Raw genomic sequence first — 13,527 nt, 5'->3', positions numbered from 1 at the left:
TTTTATTTTAAATTATTCAAATCCTGTGCAATCAGCCAGGCCTCACTCCAGCAAGCCTGAAAATTAAATCCACCAGTTACCGCATCAATATTTAAAACTTCTCCGGCCACGTAAAAGTTAGGTAAAATTTTCGAAGATATATTTTTAAAATTAATTTCCTTTAAATCTACACCTCCTGCGGTTACAAATTCATCTTTATAAGTCGACTTTCCTGTTACCTGAAATTTCTTTTTACAAAGGTTTTCCAAAATCGTCTGCATTTCCTTTCCTGAAATATTCGCAATTTGTTTATTTGAATCAACCTTTGAAACTGCTAAAATTCTTTGCCAAAAACGATTCGTTACGTCAAAAATTTTCGATGATCCAATTAATTTTTTCGGATTGGAAACTTTAAAATTCTGAAATAATTCTTCAGCATCTTCCATATCCTTCGATATAAAATTTACCTGAATTTCAAAATTGTATTTTACTTTTGCCAGATTAATTGCTTCCCAAGCCGAAATTTTCAAAATCGCAGGTCCTGAAAGTCCCCAATGGGTAATCAATAAAGGTCCGCTTTCTTCTGTTTTTAGTTTTGGAATGGATGTTTCGGCCATTTCAAAACTTGTTCCCAAAAGATCTTTCAGCAAGTCATCTTTTATATTAAATGTAAAAAGCGAAGGAACCAAATCAATGATTTTGTGTCCTAAATTTTCAATCATCTTTAAAGATTTCGGCGAACTTCCTGTAGTGTAGATGACATAATCAGCAAGGAAATCGCCCAAACTTGTAGAAACTAAGTATTGATCGTCTTTTTTTATAATTTCTTTTACCGAACATTTCGTTTTCACTTCAACATTTTTCTGCTGAATTTCATTCTGAAAAGTATTGATAATCGTCTGCGAAGAATTGCTTTCAGGGAAAACTCTATTATCATTTTCAATCTTCAACGAAACTTTTCGTTTTTCGAACCAATCCATCGTGTCGCCAGGTTGAAATTTGGTGAAAACACTTAATAATTCTTTATTTCCACGAGGGTAAAACTGAACCAATTCTTTTGGATCAAAACATGCGTGCGTAACATTGCATCTTCCGCCTCCGGAAATTTTTACTTTCTGAAGAACGTCTGAATTTTGTTCGAGAATGGTAATTTTATATTTCTTTTCGTCAAGATTTGCTGCGCAGAAAAATCCTGCTGCACCGCCTCCGATAATGATAATTTGCTTCATAATTATTTAATCTTATGCTGAAGATTATTTTTGCAAAACTACAATTTTTATAAACCATCTTATTTGAGTAATTTTGAGGATTATAATTTTTGAATTTTTAAACGAAATTATTAACTACTAAAGTATTTCTCACTTATCTTCCGGTTGTCATTCTGAAGGAATATCAGCTGACTTAAGTAGACTTGTTTAGATTCCTACAGGACGACAAACATAGGAGATTCTTTGGATGGTCAATATTAAATAGTTCACTTTTAAACAAATTACATGACTTTCTATCATACTTTTGAAGTTCGCTGGAGCGACCTTGACGCCAACAAACATCTTGCTAACTCTTCTTATGTGCAGTACTGCGCGCAGACGAGAATGGCTTTTATGAAAAAAGAAAAAATGGGGGTTACCCAAATGAGCCGATGGGGAATTGGTCCAGTGATTATGCACGAAAGATTTTCTTTCTTTAAAGAGATTTTTGCTGACCAAAAAGTCATTGTAAGTCTTGAAATCGACGGATGTGCAGAAGATGCAGCCATCTACCGTTTTGTGCATAAGTTTTATCTTCCGGACGGTTCACATTGTGCAACTTCAGAAGCAACAGGTGTTTGGATTGATACTATGCTGAGAAAAATGACTTCACCACCGGATGATGTTGTTGAAGCAATGAATAAATACAAAACTGCTGAAACCATTTTGATGACGAGGGAAGATTTCAAAAAACTTCCTTTCCGCCCGGAAAACATTGATCCGGCGATTTTTAATAAATAAATGTTAAGAGATAAATGATGATTGCTTTTGGTCGTCATTTATCAATACTCAACAATCAACTATAAAAAAGATATGTTTGAAGATAAAGAACAAGAATTAACACCCATCTCCAAATTAGGAGAATTTGGCCTTATAAAACACTTAACGGAATTTTTTCCTCTGTCCAATGAGTCGTCGGAGGTTGGCGTAGGAGATGATGCGGCTGTGATAAACCCCGGAAACAAAAAAGTTGTTTTAACGACCGATGTTTTGGCGGAAGGAGTTCATTTCAATTTAGGATATGTTCCCTTGAAGCATTTGGGGTACAAAGCCGTTGTAGTAAATCTTAGCGATATTGCTGCGATGAATGCAACGCCTACTCAGATCTTGGTTTCTCTGGCTGTTTCCAACCGTTTTCCGGTGGAAGCTTTAGAGGAATTATATGCTGGAATTCAGGCAGCTTGCGGAAGATATAAAGTAGATTTGATTGGCGGAGATACAACAAGTTCAAATGCTGGTTTGGTGATGAGCATTACTGCAGTTGGAATTGAAGACGAAGAAAATATTGTCAAAAGGAGCGGCGCAAAGCCAAACGATTTGCTAGTTGTTTCAGGAGATTTGGGTGGAGCTTATATGGGACTTCAGATTTTGGAAAGAGAACACGCCGTTTTCTTAGCCGACCCAAATATGCAGCCTGAAATGGAAGGTTTCGATTATATTTTGGAAAGACAATTGAAGCCGGAAGCAAGAACTGATGTTAAAGGAATTTTAGAACAATTGGATATCAAGCCAACATCTATGATTGATATTTCAGACGGTTTGGCTTCGGAAATTCTGCATCTTTCAGACCAGTCGAAAGTTGGTTTCAGATTGTATGAAGAGAAAATCCCGATGGATAATCTGACGATTACTACGGCCGATGATTTGAACTTAAATCCAGTGATGACGGCATTAAGCGGAGGTGAAGATTACGAATTACTCTTCACTATTTCGCCGAATGATTTTGATAAAATGAAAAACCACCCTGATTTCACAATCATTGGTCATGCCGTCGAAAAGGAAGAAGGAAACTTTATGGTGGCAAGAGGTTCTAACCAATTGGTAGCTTTAACGGCGCAAGGTTGGGATGCTTTTTTAGGAAATCAACAAAATGATTAAAATTTAATTTAAATATTGTGAAGCCACTGCATTTTTGTAGTGGTTTTTTGTTTTAAATAATTAATTTGCAAATGAAAATTTGTTGGATGAAATTAATAGTTTATTCTCTTTCTTACTTTTTATTTCGTGTAAAGGGATTGATGAAGATGAAGTTTATGGAAAATATTATCCTGTATCATATAATAATACTTTTGATACAATAATCATTAAAAAAGATGGGAAATACAGAAGAGTAGTTTACGATAAGATGAAAAGAAAACTATTAGATTATGAATCTACATATAGTTTAGATGCTAATTCGATTAAATTTGAAAGTTTCTATTTTAATCTAGATAAAAATTTAGTTGCTTTTCCAGATGATGTTAAAGATGTTGATATGACTTTTAGTACATTTTTTGAAGAAATTGACGGAAACCTGAGCCTCTGTTTTGGCTATCATGAAGGAGAAAATTGCTACAAAAAATTGATAAGCAAATAAATTGAAAACCAGCTCAAAAATGAGCTGGTTTTCAATTTTATATGAAAAATTATTAAGCTTTCACAATGTTTACAATCACCTCCAGCGCTTTCTCCATGCTTTCCAGCGCGACATACTCATAAGGTCCGTGGAAGTTCATTCCGCCTGCAAAAATATTCGGGCAAGGCAATCCCATATACGATAATTGCGCTCCGTCTGTTCCACCTCTGATGGCTTTGATTTTAGGTTCAATTCCTGCTTCTTTCATGGCTTTTGCAGCAAGATCAATGATGTGCATTTTTCCTTCAAACTGCTGCTTCATGTTTCGGTACTGTTCTTTGATTTCAACCTCAGCTGTACCTTGACCATACTTTTGATTGAATTCTGCAACTTTTTCTTCTATGAATTTCTTTCTCGCTTCATATTTTTCCTCATCATGATCACGGATGATGTACTGAAGTTTAGCTTCAGAAATATCAGCAGTTATATCCATTAAATGATAAAATCCGTCAAAGCCTTTCGTTGTTGCCGGAGTTTCATTTGCCGGAAGTAATTGAATGAATTCAGCCGCTAAAAGAGCCGCATTGACCATTTTTCCGAAAGCATAACCAGGATGTACGCTCAATCCATGGATTTTCACCACTGCTCCGGCTGCGTTGAAATTTTCATATTCCAGTTCGCCAACTTCACTTCCGTCCATTGTGTAAGCAAACTCTGCTCCGAATTTAGCCACATCAAATTTGTGTGCACCTCTTCCGATTTCTTCGTCTGGAGTAAAACCAAGCGCCATTCTTCCGTGTTTGATTTCAGGATGAGCAATTAAATATTCTGCAGCTGTTACAATTTCTGCGCAACCCGCTTTGTCATCAGCTCCTAGAAGCGTGTTTCCGTCAGTGGTAATTAAAGTCTGGCCGATGTGTTTTTTTAAGCTTTCAAACTTTGTAGGAGAAAGCGTAAAGTTGCTTTCTTTATTTAAAATCAGATCTTCTCCCTGATAATTTTGCCAAACCTGAGGTTTTACATTTTCACCGCTGAAATCCGGTGAAGTATCGTAATGAGAGATAAATCCGATGGTTGGCTGATTGTCATTTTCCAAATTGGAAGGAACATATGCCATAATATAACCGTGCTCGTCAATAGAGACATCTTCCAAACCGATGGTTTTCAATTCTTCTACGATGTAGTTGGCAATATCCCACTGGCGTTCTGTAGAAGGTGTAGCTTCGCTTTCTGCGTCGCTGGTTGAATATATTTTTACATAGCTGAGAAAACGGTTCAGTAATTTTTCTCTCCACATTTCGTTGAATTCGATTGTACTCATTAGATGTCTAAAATTTCGGTAAAGTTAGCAAATTTGATGCTGAGAACATGTTTTTTGTATTTGAATATGAGGTATTGAAATTATAAATCAGATATAAATTATTGGTTATCAAAAGAATCTTAGCCTTGTTTTGTACAAAGAACTAATTGTTTTAGTTTTATTATATTTGAGAAAATCAAAAGTGAAAATGTTTCTTACAGAATGTCCTAGAGATGCCATGCAGGGTTGGGGAGAATTTATCCCGACTGCCAAAAAAATCGATTATATCAACTCACTGATGGAAGTGGGTTTTGATGTTTTGGATTGTCTGAGTTTTGTATCTCCAAAAGCAATTCCGCAAATGGCTGATTCTGCTGAGGTTGCCGAAAATATAAATAAATCTTTATCCAACACTAAGGTTTCTGCCATCATCGGAAATTACCGAGGTGCAGAAAAAGCATTAGCGCATCAGTCGGTGGATATTTTAGGTTTTCCGTTTTCTATTTCTGAAACTTTTCAGCACAGAAATACCAATAAAAATCAGGAAGAAGCTTTTGATGAGGTTGTTAAAATGCTCGAGCTAACAAAAAGTGAAGGCAAAGAACTGAACTTATATTTCTCAATGGCATTTGGAAATCCTTACGGAGAAATGTGGAAATGGGAAGATGTAGATTTCTGGGCTAACCGTTTTTCTGAAATTGGAATTAATAACATCTTACTCTCTGATACTACAGGAGTTGCAACGACGGAAACGATCTCTGTTTTATTCGATAAGATTCCATCAAAATATCCAAATATTGATTTCGGAGCGCATTTTCATAACCGTTATGAAGATTCTTATTCAAAACTGAAAGTAGCTTATGATAAAGGCTGCAGAAGATTTGATTCTGCCATAAAAGGAATTGGTGGCTGCCCGATGGCAAAAGATGATTTGGTGGGAAATATGCCGACGGAACAGGTCATCAATTTTATGAGCGTAGAAAAAGCGGAACACAAATTGAATTTACTGAATTTCGAAAGTTCTTATAACAGAGCGAAGGATATCTTTCATTTCTGAGACATTGTCTCTTTTATTTTATTCAAAATATTATGACATCAAAAATAACATACATCGGCGGGCTAAGATGTTCAGCAGAACATTTACAGTCAGGAACCGTTATCGAAAGTGACGCGCCAACCGACAACCACGGAAAAGGAGAAAAGTTTTCACCAACCGATCTTTGCGCAACTTCTTTAGCAGAATGTGCTTTGACAACCATTGCTATTTTAGGAAAAGACAAAAAGATCAATATCGACGGAGCGTATTGTACACTCCAGAAAATTATGAAAACCGAGCCAAGAAGAATCGGCGAAATCGTTTGTAATTTTGTTTTTCCGGATTCCTTTTCAGATAAAGAGAAGGCGTTTATTGAAGAGACTGCACATAACTGTCCGGTAGCCAGAAGCCTGCATCCGGAACTAGTACAGACCATGATTTTCATTTACCAATAATATAGCCGCAGAGATTTCTGCGGTTTTCTTTTTTTTATAATTTATCTAAATTTTCAAAGTATTAAAGTTATCAACTAAATTCTCCAAAATGTCACCAATAATTTCAACTTCCGAATTCAAAAACCTCTTTTCTGAAAATTTAATTATTCTTGATGCACGAGTCGGCAAAGATGCTTATCAAAGCTATGTCAATAGACACATTCAAGGAGCAAGGTTCATCGATTTGGATAAAGATTTAGCTGAAATTTCCAAAGATGCCGCATTTGGTGGAAGACATCCGCTTCCAACCATTGAAAAATTTGCAGAAACAATTTCTCGTTTAGGAATTTCTGAAGATTCTCATGTTGTACTTTATGATGATAAAAATGGATCCAATGCCGCAGCCAGAGCTTGGTGGATGTTAAAAGCTTTTGGTTTAAAAAATGTGCAGGTTTTAGATGGAGGATTTCAAGATGCAGAGAAAGAAGGTTTGGAATTTTCATCAGGCGAAGAGATTTTTGAAAAAACTGAAATCACGAACAGGAAAGATTGGCTTCTGCCAGTTTCAACCTTGGAAGATGTAGAAAACGAATTAACAAACAATTTTGCAACAGTAATTGATGTAAGAGATTCTTATCGATATAAAGGAGAGTCTGAGCCGATTGATTTAATTGCGGGTCATATTCCCGGAGCAAGCAATATTCCTTTTTCAGAAAATTTAGATGAAAGTGGATTTTTCCTGAAACCAGAAATTTTAAGAGACAAATACTTAAAGTTACTGGATAATAAAACTGAAAAATTAATCATTCACTGTGGATCCGCAGTTACTGCCTGTCATACGATTTTGGCTCTTTATTATGCAGGTTTTGAGATTCCGAATTTATATGTAGGTTCATGGAGCGAATGGAGCAGAAGAGAAGGAAAAGAGATCGCTACAGAATCAAAGTTTGAAGCTGGGAGAGTGGAAGATTGAAGTTATGAGCAGTCATATAATCTGTAAGTTCTTTGTCTCTTAATAAGAAGCTTAAACTAAATACAAAAACCCGGAAATTTTCCGGGTTTTACGTTATTCTTATGTTCGAAATACGGTTTTGTCTTTAGAATTTAGAAAGCTTTCTGCTTCCCGCATCCATCTTCTATTATTAAAGCATTCCCAGCTCAAATTTTGCCTCTTCACTCATCATATCTTTGTTCCAGGTTGGTTCAAAAGTAAGTTCCAACTCAACTTCGTTCACATTTTCTACTTCTTTCACTTTATCTTTTACCTCTTGCGGAAGACTTTCTGCAACGGGACAGTTAGGGCTCGTTAAAGTCATGATGATTTTCACATCAGCTTCTTCCGAAATCTGAACGTCATAAATTAATCCCAATTCGTAAATATCCACCGGAATTTCTGGGTCGTAAACTGTTTTTAGTACTCTTATAATTTCTTCACCGATGTCGGCAATCTGATCGTCTGTAAAGTTCATTTCTTAATCTAAATTGATATTTCTTTGCAATAAATCTTCCTGACGCATACGTCGGAAAATGTTTGCCAAAGTTAAGACATCTTTTTCACAATAGTCAACTATTCGCTGCAAGTCTTTTTCTATGTAGTAAATTGATGAAACCATTGAGCCATCAATGTCATCTTTCGGAGTTGGAATTCCAAAAACGTGAGCTAAAAGCTCTAACGAAATAAAGCTTTTATAATCACCAAATTTCCATAATTCCATCGTGTCGAGATGTGGTATTTCCCATGGTTTTTTCCCAAACATTTGGAAGGGAGATGGCGGCTGCATTCCGTTAATCAGAAAACGCCTGGCAATCCACGGAAAGTCGAATTCTTTTCCGTTATGGGCACACAAGATGACATCCCGAAGCCTCGGACTGTTGAACAGCTCACCAAATTCCTGCAACAGTTTTTTTTCATCATCATTGGCGAAACTTTTTATTCTTAAAGTTTCATTTTTTTCAAGCATTCCGATGGAGATGCAGATGATCTTTCCAAATTCGGCCATGATTCCGGCTCTTTCGTAAAACTCTTCTGCTGAAAATTCATCTTTACGCTGAAATCTTGTTTTTTTATCCCATAATTTCTGTTCAGTTTCAGATAACTGTTCCCATGAAGCTGAGTTGGGAACTGTTTCAATGTCGAGAAACAGAATTCTTTCAAGAGGCAATGTTTGGATCATTTTTTTGATATCTAAATTTTCATTAATGAAATTTAACGAAAACTAACCAAATAACCATGCATATTATTTTAAAACTAATTTAAAATATAAGATGATGAAAAGTTATTTTTATTAGGTTTGTTTGCCTCATTTTTTGCCATTATTTCCTGCAGTGATGATACAATGGAAGAAGGCAAAACAGCTATCGTGAATGTGAAACTAACAGACGGTCCAGCGATGTATGATGCCGTTAAAATTGATGTTCAACGAATCGAAATCAATGCCAATGGCAACTGGGTGCCAATCGTTTTTCATAATCCCGGAATTTTCAATCTTCTTGATTTTAAGAATGGTGCCGATGTAGCACTAGGACAAGTGGTGTTTCCGATAGGTAATGTTTCACAAATGAGAATGATTTTAGGAACTAACAACAGCATTATTGTGGATGGGATAAGTTATCCCCTGCAGACTCCCTCTGCACAGCAGAGTGGTTTGAAGTTCAACTGGAATCAGACCCTTGCTCCCAATGGAGCTTATAATGTCTGGATTGATTTTGATGCCGGAAAATCTATTGTTAAAACCGGAAATGGGGCATATATTCTTAAGCCTGTTATTCGTGCATTTTCTGAACTTACTGATGGTCAAATCAAAGGATATGTATTACCATTAGTATCCAAACCAATCGTTCATGTAATCGCTGTTAATGACACGGTTGCAACTGCAATTCCCAATCCAGACGGATTCTTTATATTCAGAGGACTTCCACAAGGAAGCTATACTGTATCTTATGATGCTGAAAACACAACTGGATACATCGATGAGAATGCGAATAATGTAAGTGTCGTATTTGGGCAGATCAATAATCTGGGAACTAAAACTCTACATCAATAATTAACCTAAAGACATACCATTTTTGGTAGAAAGTGACGTTGTAACCAGCGTCACTTCTTTTTTGTCTTCACCATAAACTCCTAAAACCAAACATTCACTGAAGAAATTTGCGATTTGTTTTTTAGGAAAATTCACAACGGCTAAAATCTGTTTTCCCACTAAGTCTTCTTTTCTGTAAAGCTTTGTGATCTGTGCGGCTGATTTTCTAATTCCTAAATCTCCAAAATCAATTTCAAGCTGATAAGAAGGATTTGTGGCTTTCTCAAAATCATCGACGGAAATAATGGTTCCACAGCGGATGTCTAATTTTTCAAAGTCTTCCCAGGATATTTCAGGTTTTACATTCATTGCAGAAATTTTTAATCTCAAAATTCAATATTTAGATAATGTAGAGCGAATTAAGCTTACTGCAAATGTATCAAATCTCAGATTAGTTTAAATTTTATTTTTTTTATTTAATAATCAGGTAGTTATGGAAATTCCGCAAAAAATGATGCAAGATTTTTGAAATGTTAGGTTTATAGTATTGAGTGCTCAAAAATAGATGTTTAACGATAAATTTTAAATAAATGAAGAATTTAATTGCCTTTAAGGCACTTGCCGTTGGTTTTTTTGCACTTTTAGCGTTTTCTTTACTGTCTTGCATGGATGATTATGAGCCAATTCCTGTAAAATTAGAAGATGCGAATGGGAAATATAAGACCAGACTTTTTATAACACAGGGAAATATTAAAGATGAAAAAACAATTGATCTCACTGTAAAAAAAGATACTGTGGTTTTCACTGACTTTCCTGTAAAAGAAATTGTAAAAACGATCGTGACTGATCCAGTGAAAGCTGAAGCCGCTCTGACGGCAATTGGAAAGGTAAAGTATCAACTTAATTATACTTCAACATTAAATACTGTCAATAACGTAATTGAATTGAGCTTTACTCCAAAAGCTTTAGTGTTGCAGGTTCCGGTGGACGGAGTTACAAAAAATGCGATTGTGAAAATTGCCGCACCGCAAAAAGGTTTTTTTGTAGGTCAAGACCAATCATTAAGATTTGGTATTATTGCTGAAAAAATTACCGTTGATGGCACAGATGTAAACCCGTACGAAATTGTAAAATATGATTTTCCGTATGGTTTGAAGTACTAAAAATAGAATCAAATAGATTGCGCTTTTGTAAAGGGCAATCTATTTTTGCATTCAAATTTGATTAAATTATTAAAAAATCAATGTAACTGAAGCAGTTAATGGAAGAAACTAAGGAACAGATTTTGGTAAAACGCCTTCTTGCAAAAGAAGAAGCTGCCTGGAAAGAGCTTTTTGCAGCTTATTCCGGAAATCTTTCCTATGTCTGCTCACGTTACATTATTGAAAAAGATGATGTGCATGATGTACTGCAAAACAGCTTTATCAAGATGTTTCGTTCCATAGATTCTTTTCAGTATCGTGGAAATGGATCTCTTAGAGCATGGATAACACGTATCGTTATCAACGAATCTTTAAGGCATTTAAAACAGAATCTAAGTCTGAAAACGGATACAGATCTCGATACAATTCCAGATTTTTCTAATGATGATGAACCAGATCTTGAAAGTGTTTCAAAAGAAAGCCTGATGGAAATGATCAGAACGCTTCCAAATGGCTACAGAACCGTTTTTAATCTTTATGTGTTTGAAGAAAAAAGCCATAAAGAAATTGCTTCAATTCTAGGAATAGCAGAAAACTCTTCAGCTTCACAATTTCATAGAGCGAAAGCGATGCTTATGCAGAAAGTGAATGAACATAAAATGATAAAAAAAGGCGCATTATGAGTAAAGATTGGCTAAATAATCTGCGCGGAAAAATGGAAGATCATACAGAAGATGTTCCGGAAGGATTGTGGGATGATATTCGATCTGAACTGTTCGATGAAGATGAGCGTAGTCTAGGTGCAGTTCCTACTGACGTTAAAGGTCAGATTAAAAGTAATACTTATCCCAAACTTAGTACTATTGCTTACAAAGCAGTAAGTGTAGCTGCGGTACTTGCATTTTTGTTTTTTGGAATCAATCATATTTATGAAAATTCGAATGAAAAGAAAAGTGTAGAGAACAATGTGAGGTCAGGTTCCAAAACAGAAAAGGTGATTGCTCAATCTTCTTCTGAGGAAATTTATAACAGCAATTATAATCAGGATCATATTTTTAAAAATGATTATTTAGAAGGCATTTTCGCAGATAAATTGGTTGGAAATTTCTCTTCTGAAACCATCAAAGACTTGTTGAAAGGAGATAAAATATCAATCTTTAGTCCTCAAGAGTCAGTTGAAATTTCAAATTTAAATTCTCAAAATACAGTTGTTCAACAAGAAAACAAAACAAAAAGTCACGATAACGAATTTAGAGAAAATGAAGATCTTTTTGCAATCAACGAGCTAGATCAGAAACCAGATTTACCCAAAATTAAAACAAATAAATCCTGGATGGTAAGTGTTCTTACAGGAAATGCCTCTTCGGGTTCTGCAGGCCAAGTTCCTGGATACGCAACTTTCAATGGAAGCAACATGAGTATCAGTGACGTTTTTCACAGTTCAAGTACAGAGCTTGATCCTCTTACTCAGGTGCTTTTAGCTAATCAAGATCAAGAAGTTGAAGCCAAAATAAATCACAAAATGCCTGTGACCGTAGGTGCTTCTGTTTTCTACAACCTCGGGAAAAGATGGGGAATTGGTACGGGAATAACGTACACCAAACTGTCCGCGGATTTGCATTCCGGTAGCGATTCGAACTATATACAAAGTGATCAGACCATCCACTATGTAGGAGTTCCGGTGCAGGTGAACTACAATGTTATTAAGAAAACTGGTTTTACAGGCTATCTTACCGGGGGAACTTTAATAGAAAAGGCGGTTTCGGGAGGTTTAAGAACAAAATATGTGGTAGAAAATACCCTTAAGGATGAGACCGAAGAAAAATTAAGTTCCAAACCCACACAAATTTCGGTCAATGCGGCGGCCGGAGTACAGCTAAATATCACTAATAGGTTGGGCGTTTATGCAGAGCCGGGAGTGGCTTATCACTTCAATGATAACAGTGCTTTAAACACTATTTACAAAGAAAAGCCACTGAATTTTAATCTGAAATTCGGATTAAGGTGGTCACTAGACTAAATACCAAATCACAAAATAAATCAATTTTTTATGAAAACAAAAATCACTTTTTTGGCATTTTTACTTTTAAGTTTTTTTAATCTAAAAGCACAATGCAACCCTACCGTTACCAGCCCAAGATTAGACGCAATGTTTCAGGGCAGTGTCGTATTCTGTAACTCCGAAACGGAAACTTTATCCGTCAACCAGACCTTTCAGACTTACCAATGGTACAGACAGGAGTGGAATTGGCAGACTCCCAACACCAATCCTTGGGTGGCTATACCCGGAGCGACATCTCAGACATTAACAATCAATGGAAGTGCAGATATGCTTCATTACTTTAAAGTTGTGGTTTCTCAGAATGGCTGTACCGCCGAGAGCACGCCGATTCTTGCCGACGGGTACGCTTATGGTCTTCCGTATTTGATGGCCAATTTTACACCGGGAACTTATGAAGAAACCAATCCGGGAGAGTACAATGTCTGTGCAGGTGCATCTGTACAGCTAGATAATGGATTTCCAGGTGTATATGGCAATCATACTTGGTTCAGATGTCTTCCTGGAAGTAATCCACCGTCACCCAATGAACCTTGTACGATACCCGGAGCAACGGGTGATACTTACATTGCAACTACGACTGGTGAATATGGCTTTTATGCTTGTACCGAGTATTGTCCAGATCAGTGCGAAATGCTAGCGTCTTTTGCTTTCATAAAATTAAATTTTGGAAATTACAGCTTCTGTAGCCTTGGAACTGATGAAACAAAACCGAGAGAAAATAGTTTGAGTGTTTATCCAAATCCGACTACGCAGCTTTTATACATCGGAAAAGAGTCTGATAAAAAGTACAGCGAGATTTCAATAATTGACATGTCTGGAAAACTGGTTCTTCAAAAAAGAGATCATCAGGCAGGTAGAGCTATCGATGTGAGTGTGTTGGTTCCGGCAACATATATGATTGTTTCTAAAACTGCGGATGGTAGAATTTATAAAAATAAATTGATTAAGAAATAGATGATTAGATCATCA

The 13,527-nt window shown here is 36.1% G+C and carries 16 protein-coding genes; 11 read left to right on the top strand and 5 right to left on the bottom strand.

Features of this window, described 5'->3' with window-relative positions; translation table 11 throughout:
* Positions 1-2: 2 nt before the first annotated feature.
* Positions 3-1,208: an NAD(P)/FAD-dependent oxidoreductase gene (locus AR685_RS08600; RefSeq protein WP_059124297.1), complete on the bottom strand. Its 1,206-nt coding sequence runs from the start codon at positions 1,206-1,208 to the stop codon at positions 3-5.
* A gap of 264 nt (positions 1,209-1,472) precedes the next feature.
* Here AR685_RS08600 and AR685_RS08595 point away from each other — a divergent pair, with 264 nt between their 5' ends.
* From AR685_RS08595 to AR685_RS08585, 3 genes are all read left to right on the top strand, one after another.
* Entirely contained in the window at positions 1,473-1,967 is a 495-nt protein-coding gene (locus tag AR685_RS08595) for an acyl-CoA thioesterase (protein WP_059124296.1), read from the top strand.
* 72 nt (positions 1,968-2,039) lie between these two features.
* Complete coding sequence (thiL, locus tag AR685_RS08590; protein ID WP_059124295.1) at positions 2,040-3,104, top strand: thiamine-phosphate kinase; 1,065 nt, start codon at positions 2,040-2,042, stop codon at positions 3,102-3,104.
* Between the two features lie 82 nt (positions 3,105-3,186).
* Positions 3,187-3,582, top strand: a complete 396-nt coding sequence (locus AR685_RS08585; protein ID WP_059124294.1) for a hypothetical protein — start codon at positions 3,187-3,189, stop codon at positions 3,580-3,582.
* A gap of 52 nt (positions 3,583-3,634) precedes the next feature.
* Here the strand turns inward: AR685_RS08585 and pepT are convergent, their stop codons facing one another.
* A complete protein-coding gene (gene pepT / locus AR685_RS08580; RefSeq protein ID WP_059124293.1) occupies positions 3,635-4,882 on the bottom strand; it encodes a peptidase T in 1,248 nt (415 codons plus the stop codon).
* 187 nt (positions 4,883-5,069) lie between these two features.
* On the opposite strand from pepT, the gene AR685_RS08575 reads away from it, so the two are divergent.
* From AR685_RS08575 to AR685_RS08565, 3 genes are all read left to right on the top strand, one after another.
* A complete protein-coding gene (locus AR685_RS08575; protein WP_059124549.1) occupies positions 5,070-5,918 on the top strand; it encodes a hydroxymethylglutaryl-CoA lyase in 849 nt (282 codons plus the stop codon).
* Between the two features lie 32 nt (positions 5,919-5,950).
* Positions 5,951-6,352, top strand: coding sequence for an OsmC family protein (locus AR685_RS08570; protein ID WP_059124292.1), 402 nt, complete (start codon positions 5,951-5,953; stop codon positions 6,350-6,352).
* 88 nt (positions 6,353-6,440) lie between these two features.
* Positions 6,441-7,304, top strand: coding sequence for a sulfurtransferase (locus AR685_RS08565; RefSeq protein ID WP_059124291.1), 864 nt, complete (start codon positions 6,441-6,443; stop codon positions 7,302-7,304).
* Positions 7,305-7,473: 169 nt separating this feature from the next.
* On the opposite strand, the gene AR685_RS08560 is transcribed toward AR685_RS08565, so the two are convergent.
* Both AR685_RS08560 and AR685_RS08555 read right to left on the bottom strand, forming a co-directional pair.
* Positions 7,474-7,800 carry an SUF system Fe-S cluster assembly protein gene (locus tag AR685_RS08560; protein WP_047443270.1) on the bottom strand — a complete coding sequence of 109 codons (327 nt, stop codon included), beginning with the start codon at positions 7,798-7,800 and terminating at the stop codon, positions 7,474-7,476.
* A gap of 3 nt (positions 7,801-7,803) precedes the next feature.
* Positions 7,804-8,505: a 3'-5' exonuclease gene (locus AR685_RS08555; RefSeq protein ID WP_047443269.1), complete on the bottom strand. Its 702-nt coding sequence runs from the start codon at positions 8,503-8,505 to the stop codon at positions 7,804-7,806.
* A gap of 162 nt (positions 8,506-8,667) precedes the next feature.
* On the opposite strand from AR685_RS08555, the gene AR685_RS08550 reads away from it, so the two are divergent.
* Positions 8,668-9,375, top strand: coding sequence for a DUF4382 domain-containing protein (locus AR685_RS08550; RefSeq protein WP_059124290.1), 708 nt, complete (start codon positions 8,668-8,670; stop codon positions 9,373-9,375).
* On the opposite strand, the gene AR685_RS08545 is transcribed toward AR685_RS08550, so the two are convergent.
* Positions 9,376-9,723, bottom strand: coding sequence for a tRNA-binding protein (locus AR685_RS08545; protein ID WP_059124289.1), 348 nt, complete (start codon positions 9,721-9,723; stop codon positions 9,376-9,378).
* Positions 9,724-9,944: 221 nt separating this feature from the next.
* Here AR685_RS08545 and AR685_RS08540 point away from each other — a divergent pair, with 221 nt between their 5' ends.
* From AR685_RS08540 to AR685_RS08525, 4 genes are all read left to right on the top strand, one after another.
* The gene (locus AR685_RS08540) at positions 9,945-10,517 is read left to right on the top strand and encodes a DUF4840 domain-containing protein (RefSeq protein WP_052187768.1); all 573 of its coding nucleotides are present in this window, start codon (positions 9,945-9,947) and stop codon (positions 10,515-10,517) included.
* A 98-nt stretch (positions 10,518-10,615) separates the two neighbouring features.
* The gene (locus AR685_RS08535) at positions 10,616-11,179 is read left to right on the top strand and encodes an RNA polymerase sigma factor (RefSeq protein WP_185113239.1); all 564 of its coding nucleotides are present in this window, start codon (positions 10,616-10,618) and stop codon (positions 11,177-11,179) included.
* Positions 11,176-12,516 carry an outer membrane beta-barrel protein gene (locus AR685_RS08530; protein WP_059124287.1) on the top strand — a complete coding sequence of 447 codons (1,341 nt, stop codon included), beginning with the start codon at positions 11,176-11,178 and terminating at the stop codon, positions 12,514-12,516. The genes AR685_RS08535 and AR685_RS08530 overlap by 4 nt, the downstream gene beginning before the upstream one ends.
* A gap of 30 nt (positions 12,517-12,546) precedes the next feature.
* The gene (locus AR685_RS08525; protein ID WP_059124286.1) at positions 12,547-13,512 is read left to right on the top strand and encodes a T9SS type A sorting domain-containing protein; all 966 of its coding nucleotides are present in this window, start codon (positions 12,547-12,549) and stop codon (positions 13,510-13,512) included.
* Positions 13,513-13,527 lie beyond the last annotated feature (15 nt).

This window comes from Chryseobacterium sp. JAH, assembly GCF_001507335.1.
Lineage (GTDB): Bacteria > Bacteroidota > Bacteroidia > Flavobacteriales > Weeksellaceae > Chryseobacterium.
Note: the sequence above shows the minus strand (reverse complement) of the source record. Positions and strands in the feature narration are given on the sequence as shown.

Bases quoted from the DNA above. Each gene is read 5' to 3' on its own strand.
- AR685_RS08600 (WP_059124297.1), bottom strand. From the start codon at position 1,208: ATGAAGCAAATTATCATTATCGGAGGCGGTGCAGCAGGATTTTTCTGC.
- AR685_RS08595 (WP_059124296.1), top strand. From the start codon at position 1,473: ATGACTTTCTATCATACTTTTGAAGTTCGCTGGAGCGACCTTGACGCC.
- thiL (WP_059124295.1), top strand. From the start codon at position 2,040: ATGTTTGAAGATAAAGAACAAGAATTAACACCCATCTCCAAATTAGGA.
- pepT (WP_059124293.1), bottom strand. From the start codon at position 4,882: ATGAGTACAATCGAATTCAACGAAATGTGGAGAGAAAAATTACTGAAC.
- AR685_RS08575 (WP_059124549.1), top strand. From the start codon at position 5,070: ATGTTTCTTACAGAATGTCCTAGAGATGCCATGCAGGGTTGGGGAGAA.
- AR685_RS08570 (WP_059124292.1), top strand. From the start codon at position 5,951: ATGACATCAAAAATAACATACATCGGCGGGCTAAGATGTTCAGCAGAA.
- AR685_RS08565 (WP_059124291.1), top strand. From the start codon at position 6,441: ATGTCACCAATAATTTCAACTTCCGAATTCAAAAACCTCTTTTCTGAA.
- AR685_RS08560 (WP_047443270.1), bottom strand. From the start codon at position 7,800: ATGAACTTTACAGACGATCAGATTGCCGACATCGGTGAAGAAATTATA.
- AR685_RS08555 (WP_047443269.1), bottom strand. From the start codon at position 8,505: ATGATCCAAACATTGCCTCTTGAAAGAATTCTGTTTCTCGACATTGAA.
- AR685_RS08550 (WP_059124290.1), top strand. From the start codon at position 8,668: ATGGAAGAAGGCAAAACAGCTATCGTGAATGTGAAACTAACAGACGGT.
- AR685_RS08545 (WP_059124289.1), bottom strand. From the start codon at position 9,723: ATGAATGTAAAACCTGAAATATCCTGGGAAGACTTTGAAAAATTAGAC.
- AR685_RS08540 (WP_052187768.1), top strand. From the start codon at position 9,945: ATGAAGAATTTAATTGCCTTTAAGGCACTTGCCGTTGGTTTTTTTGCA.
- AR685_RS08535 (WP_185113239.1), top strand. From the start codon at position 10,616: ATGGAAGAAACTAAGGAACAGATTTTGGTAAAACGCCTTCTTGCAAAA.
- AR685_RS08530 (WP_059124287.1), top strand. From the start codon at position 11,176: ATGAGTAAAGATTGGCTAAATAATCTGCGCGGAAAAATGGAAGATCAT.
- AR685_RS08525 (WP_059124286.1), top strand. From the start codon at position 12,547: ATGAAAACAAAAATCACTTTTTTGGCATTTTTACTTTTAAGTTTTTTT.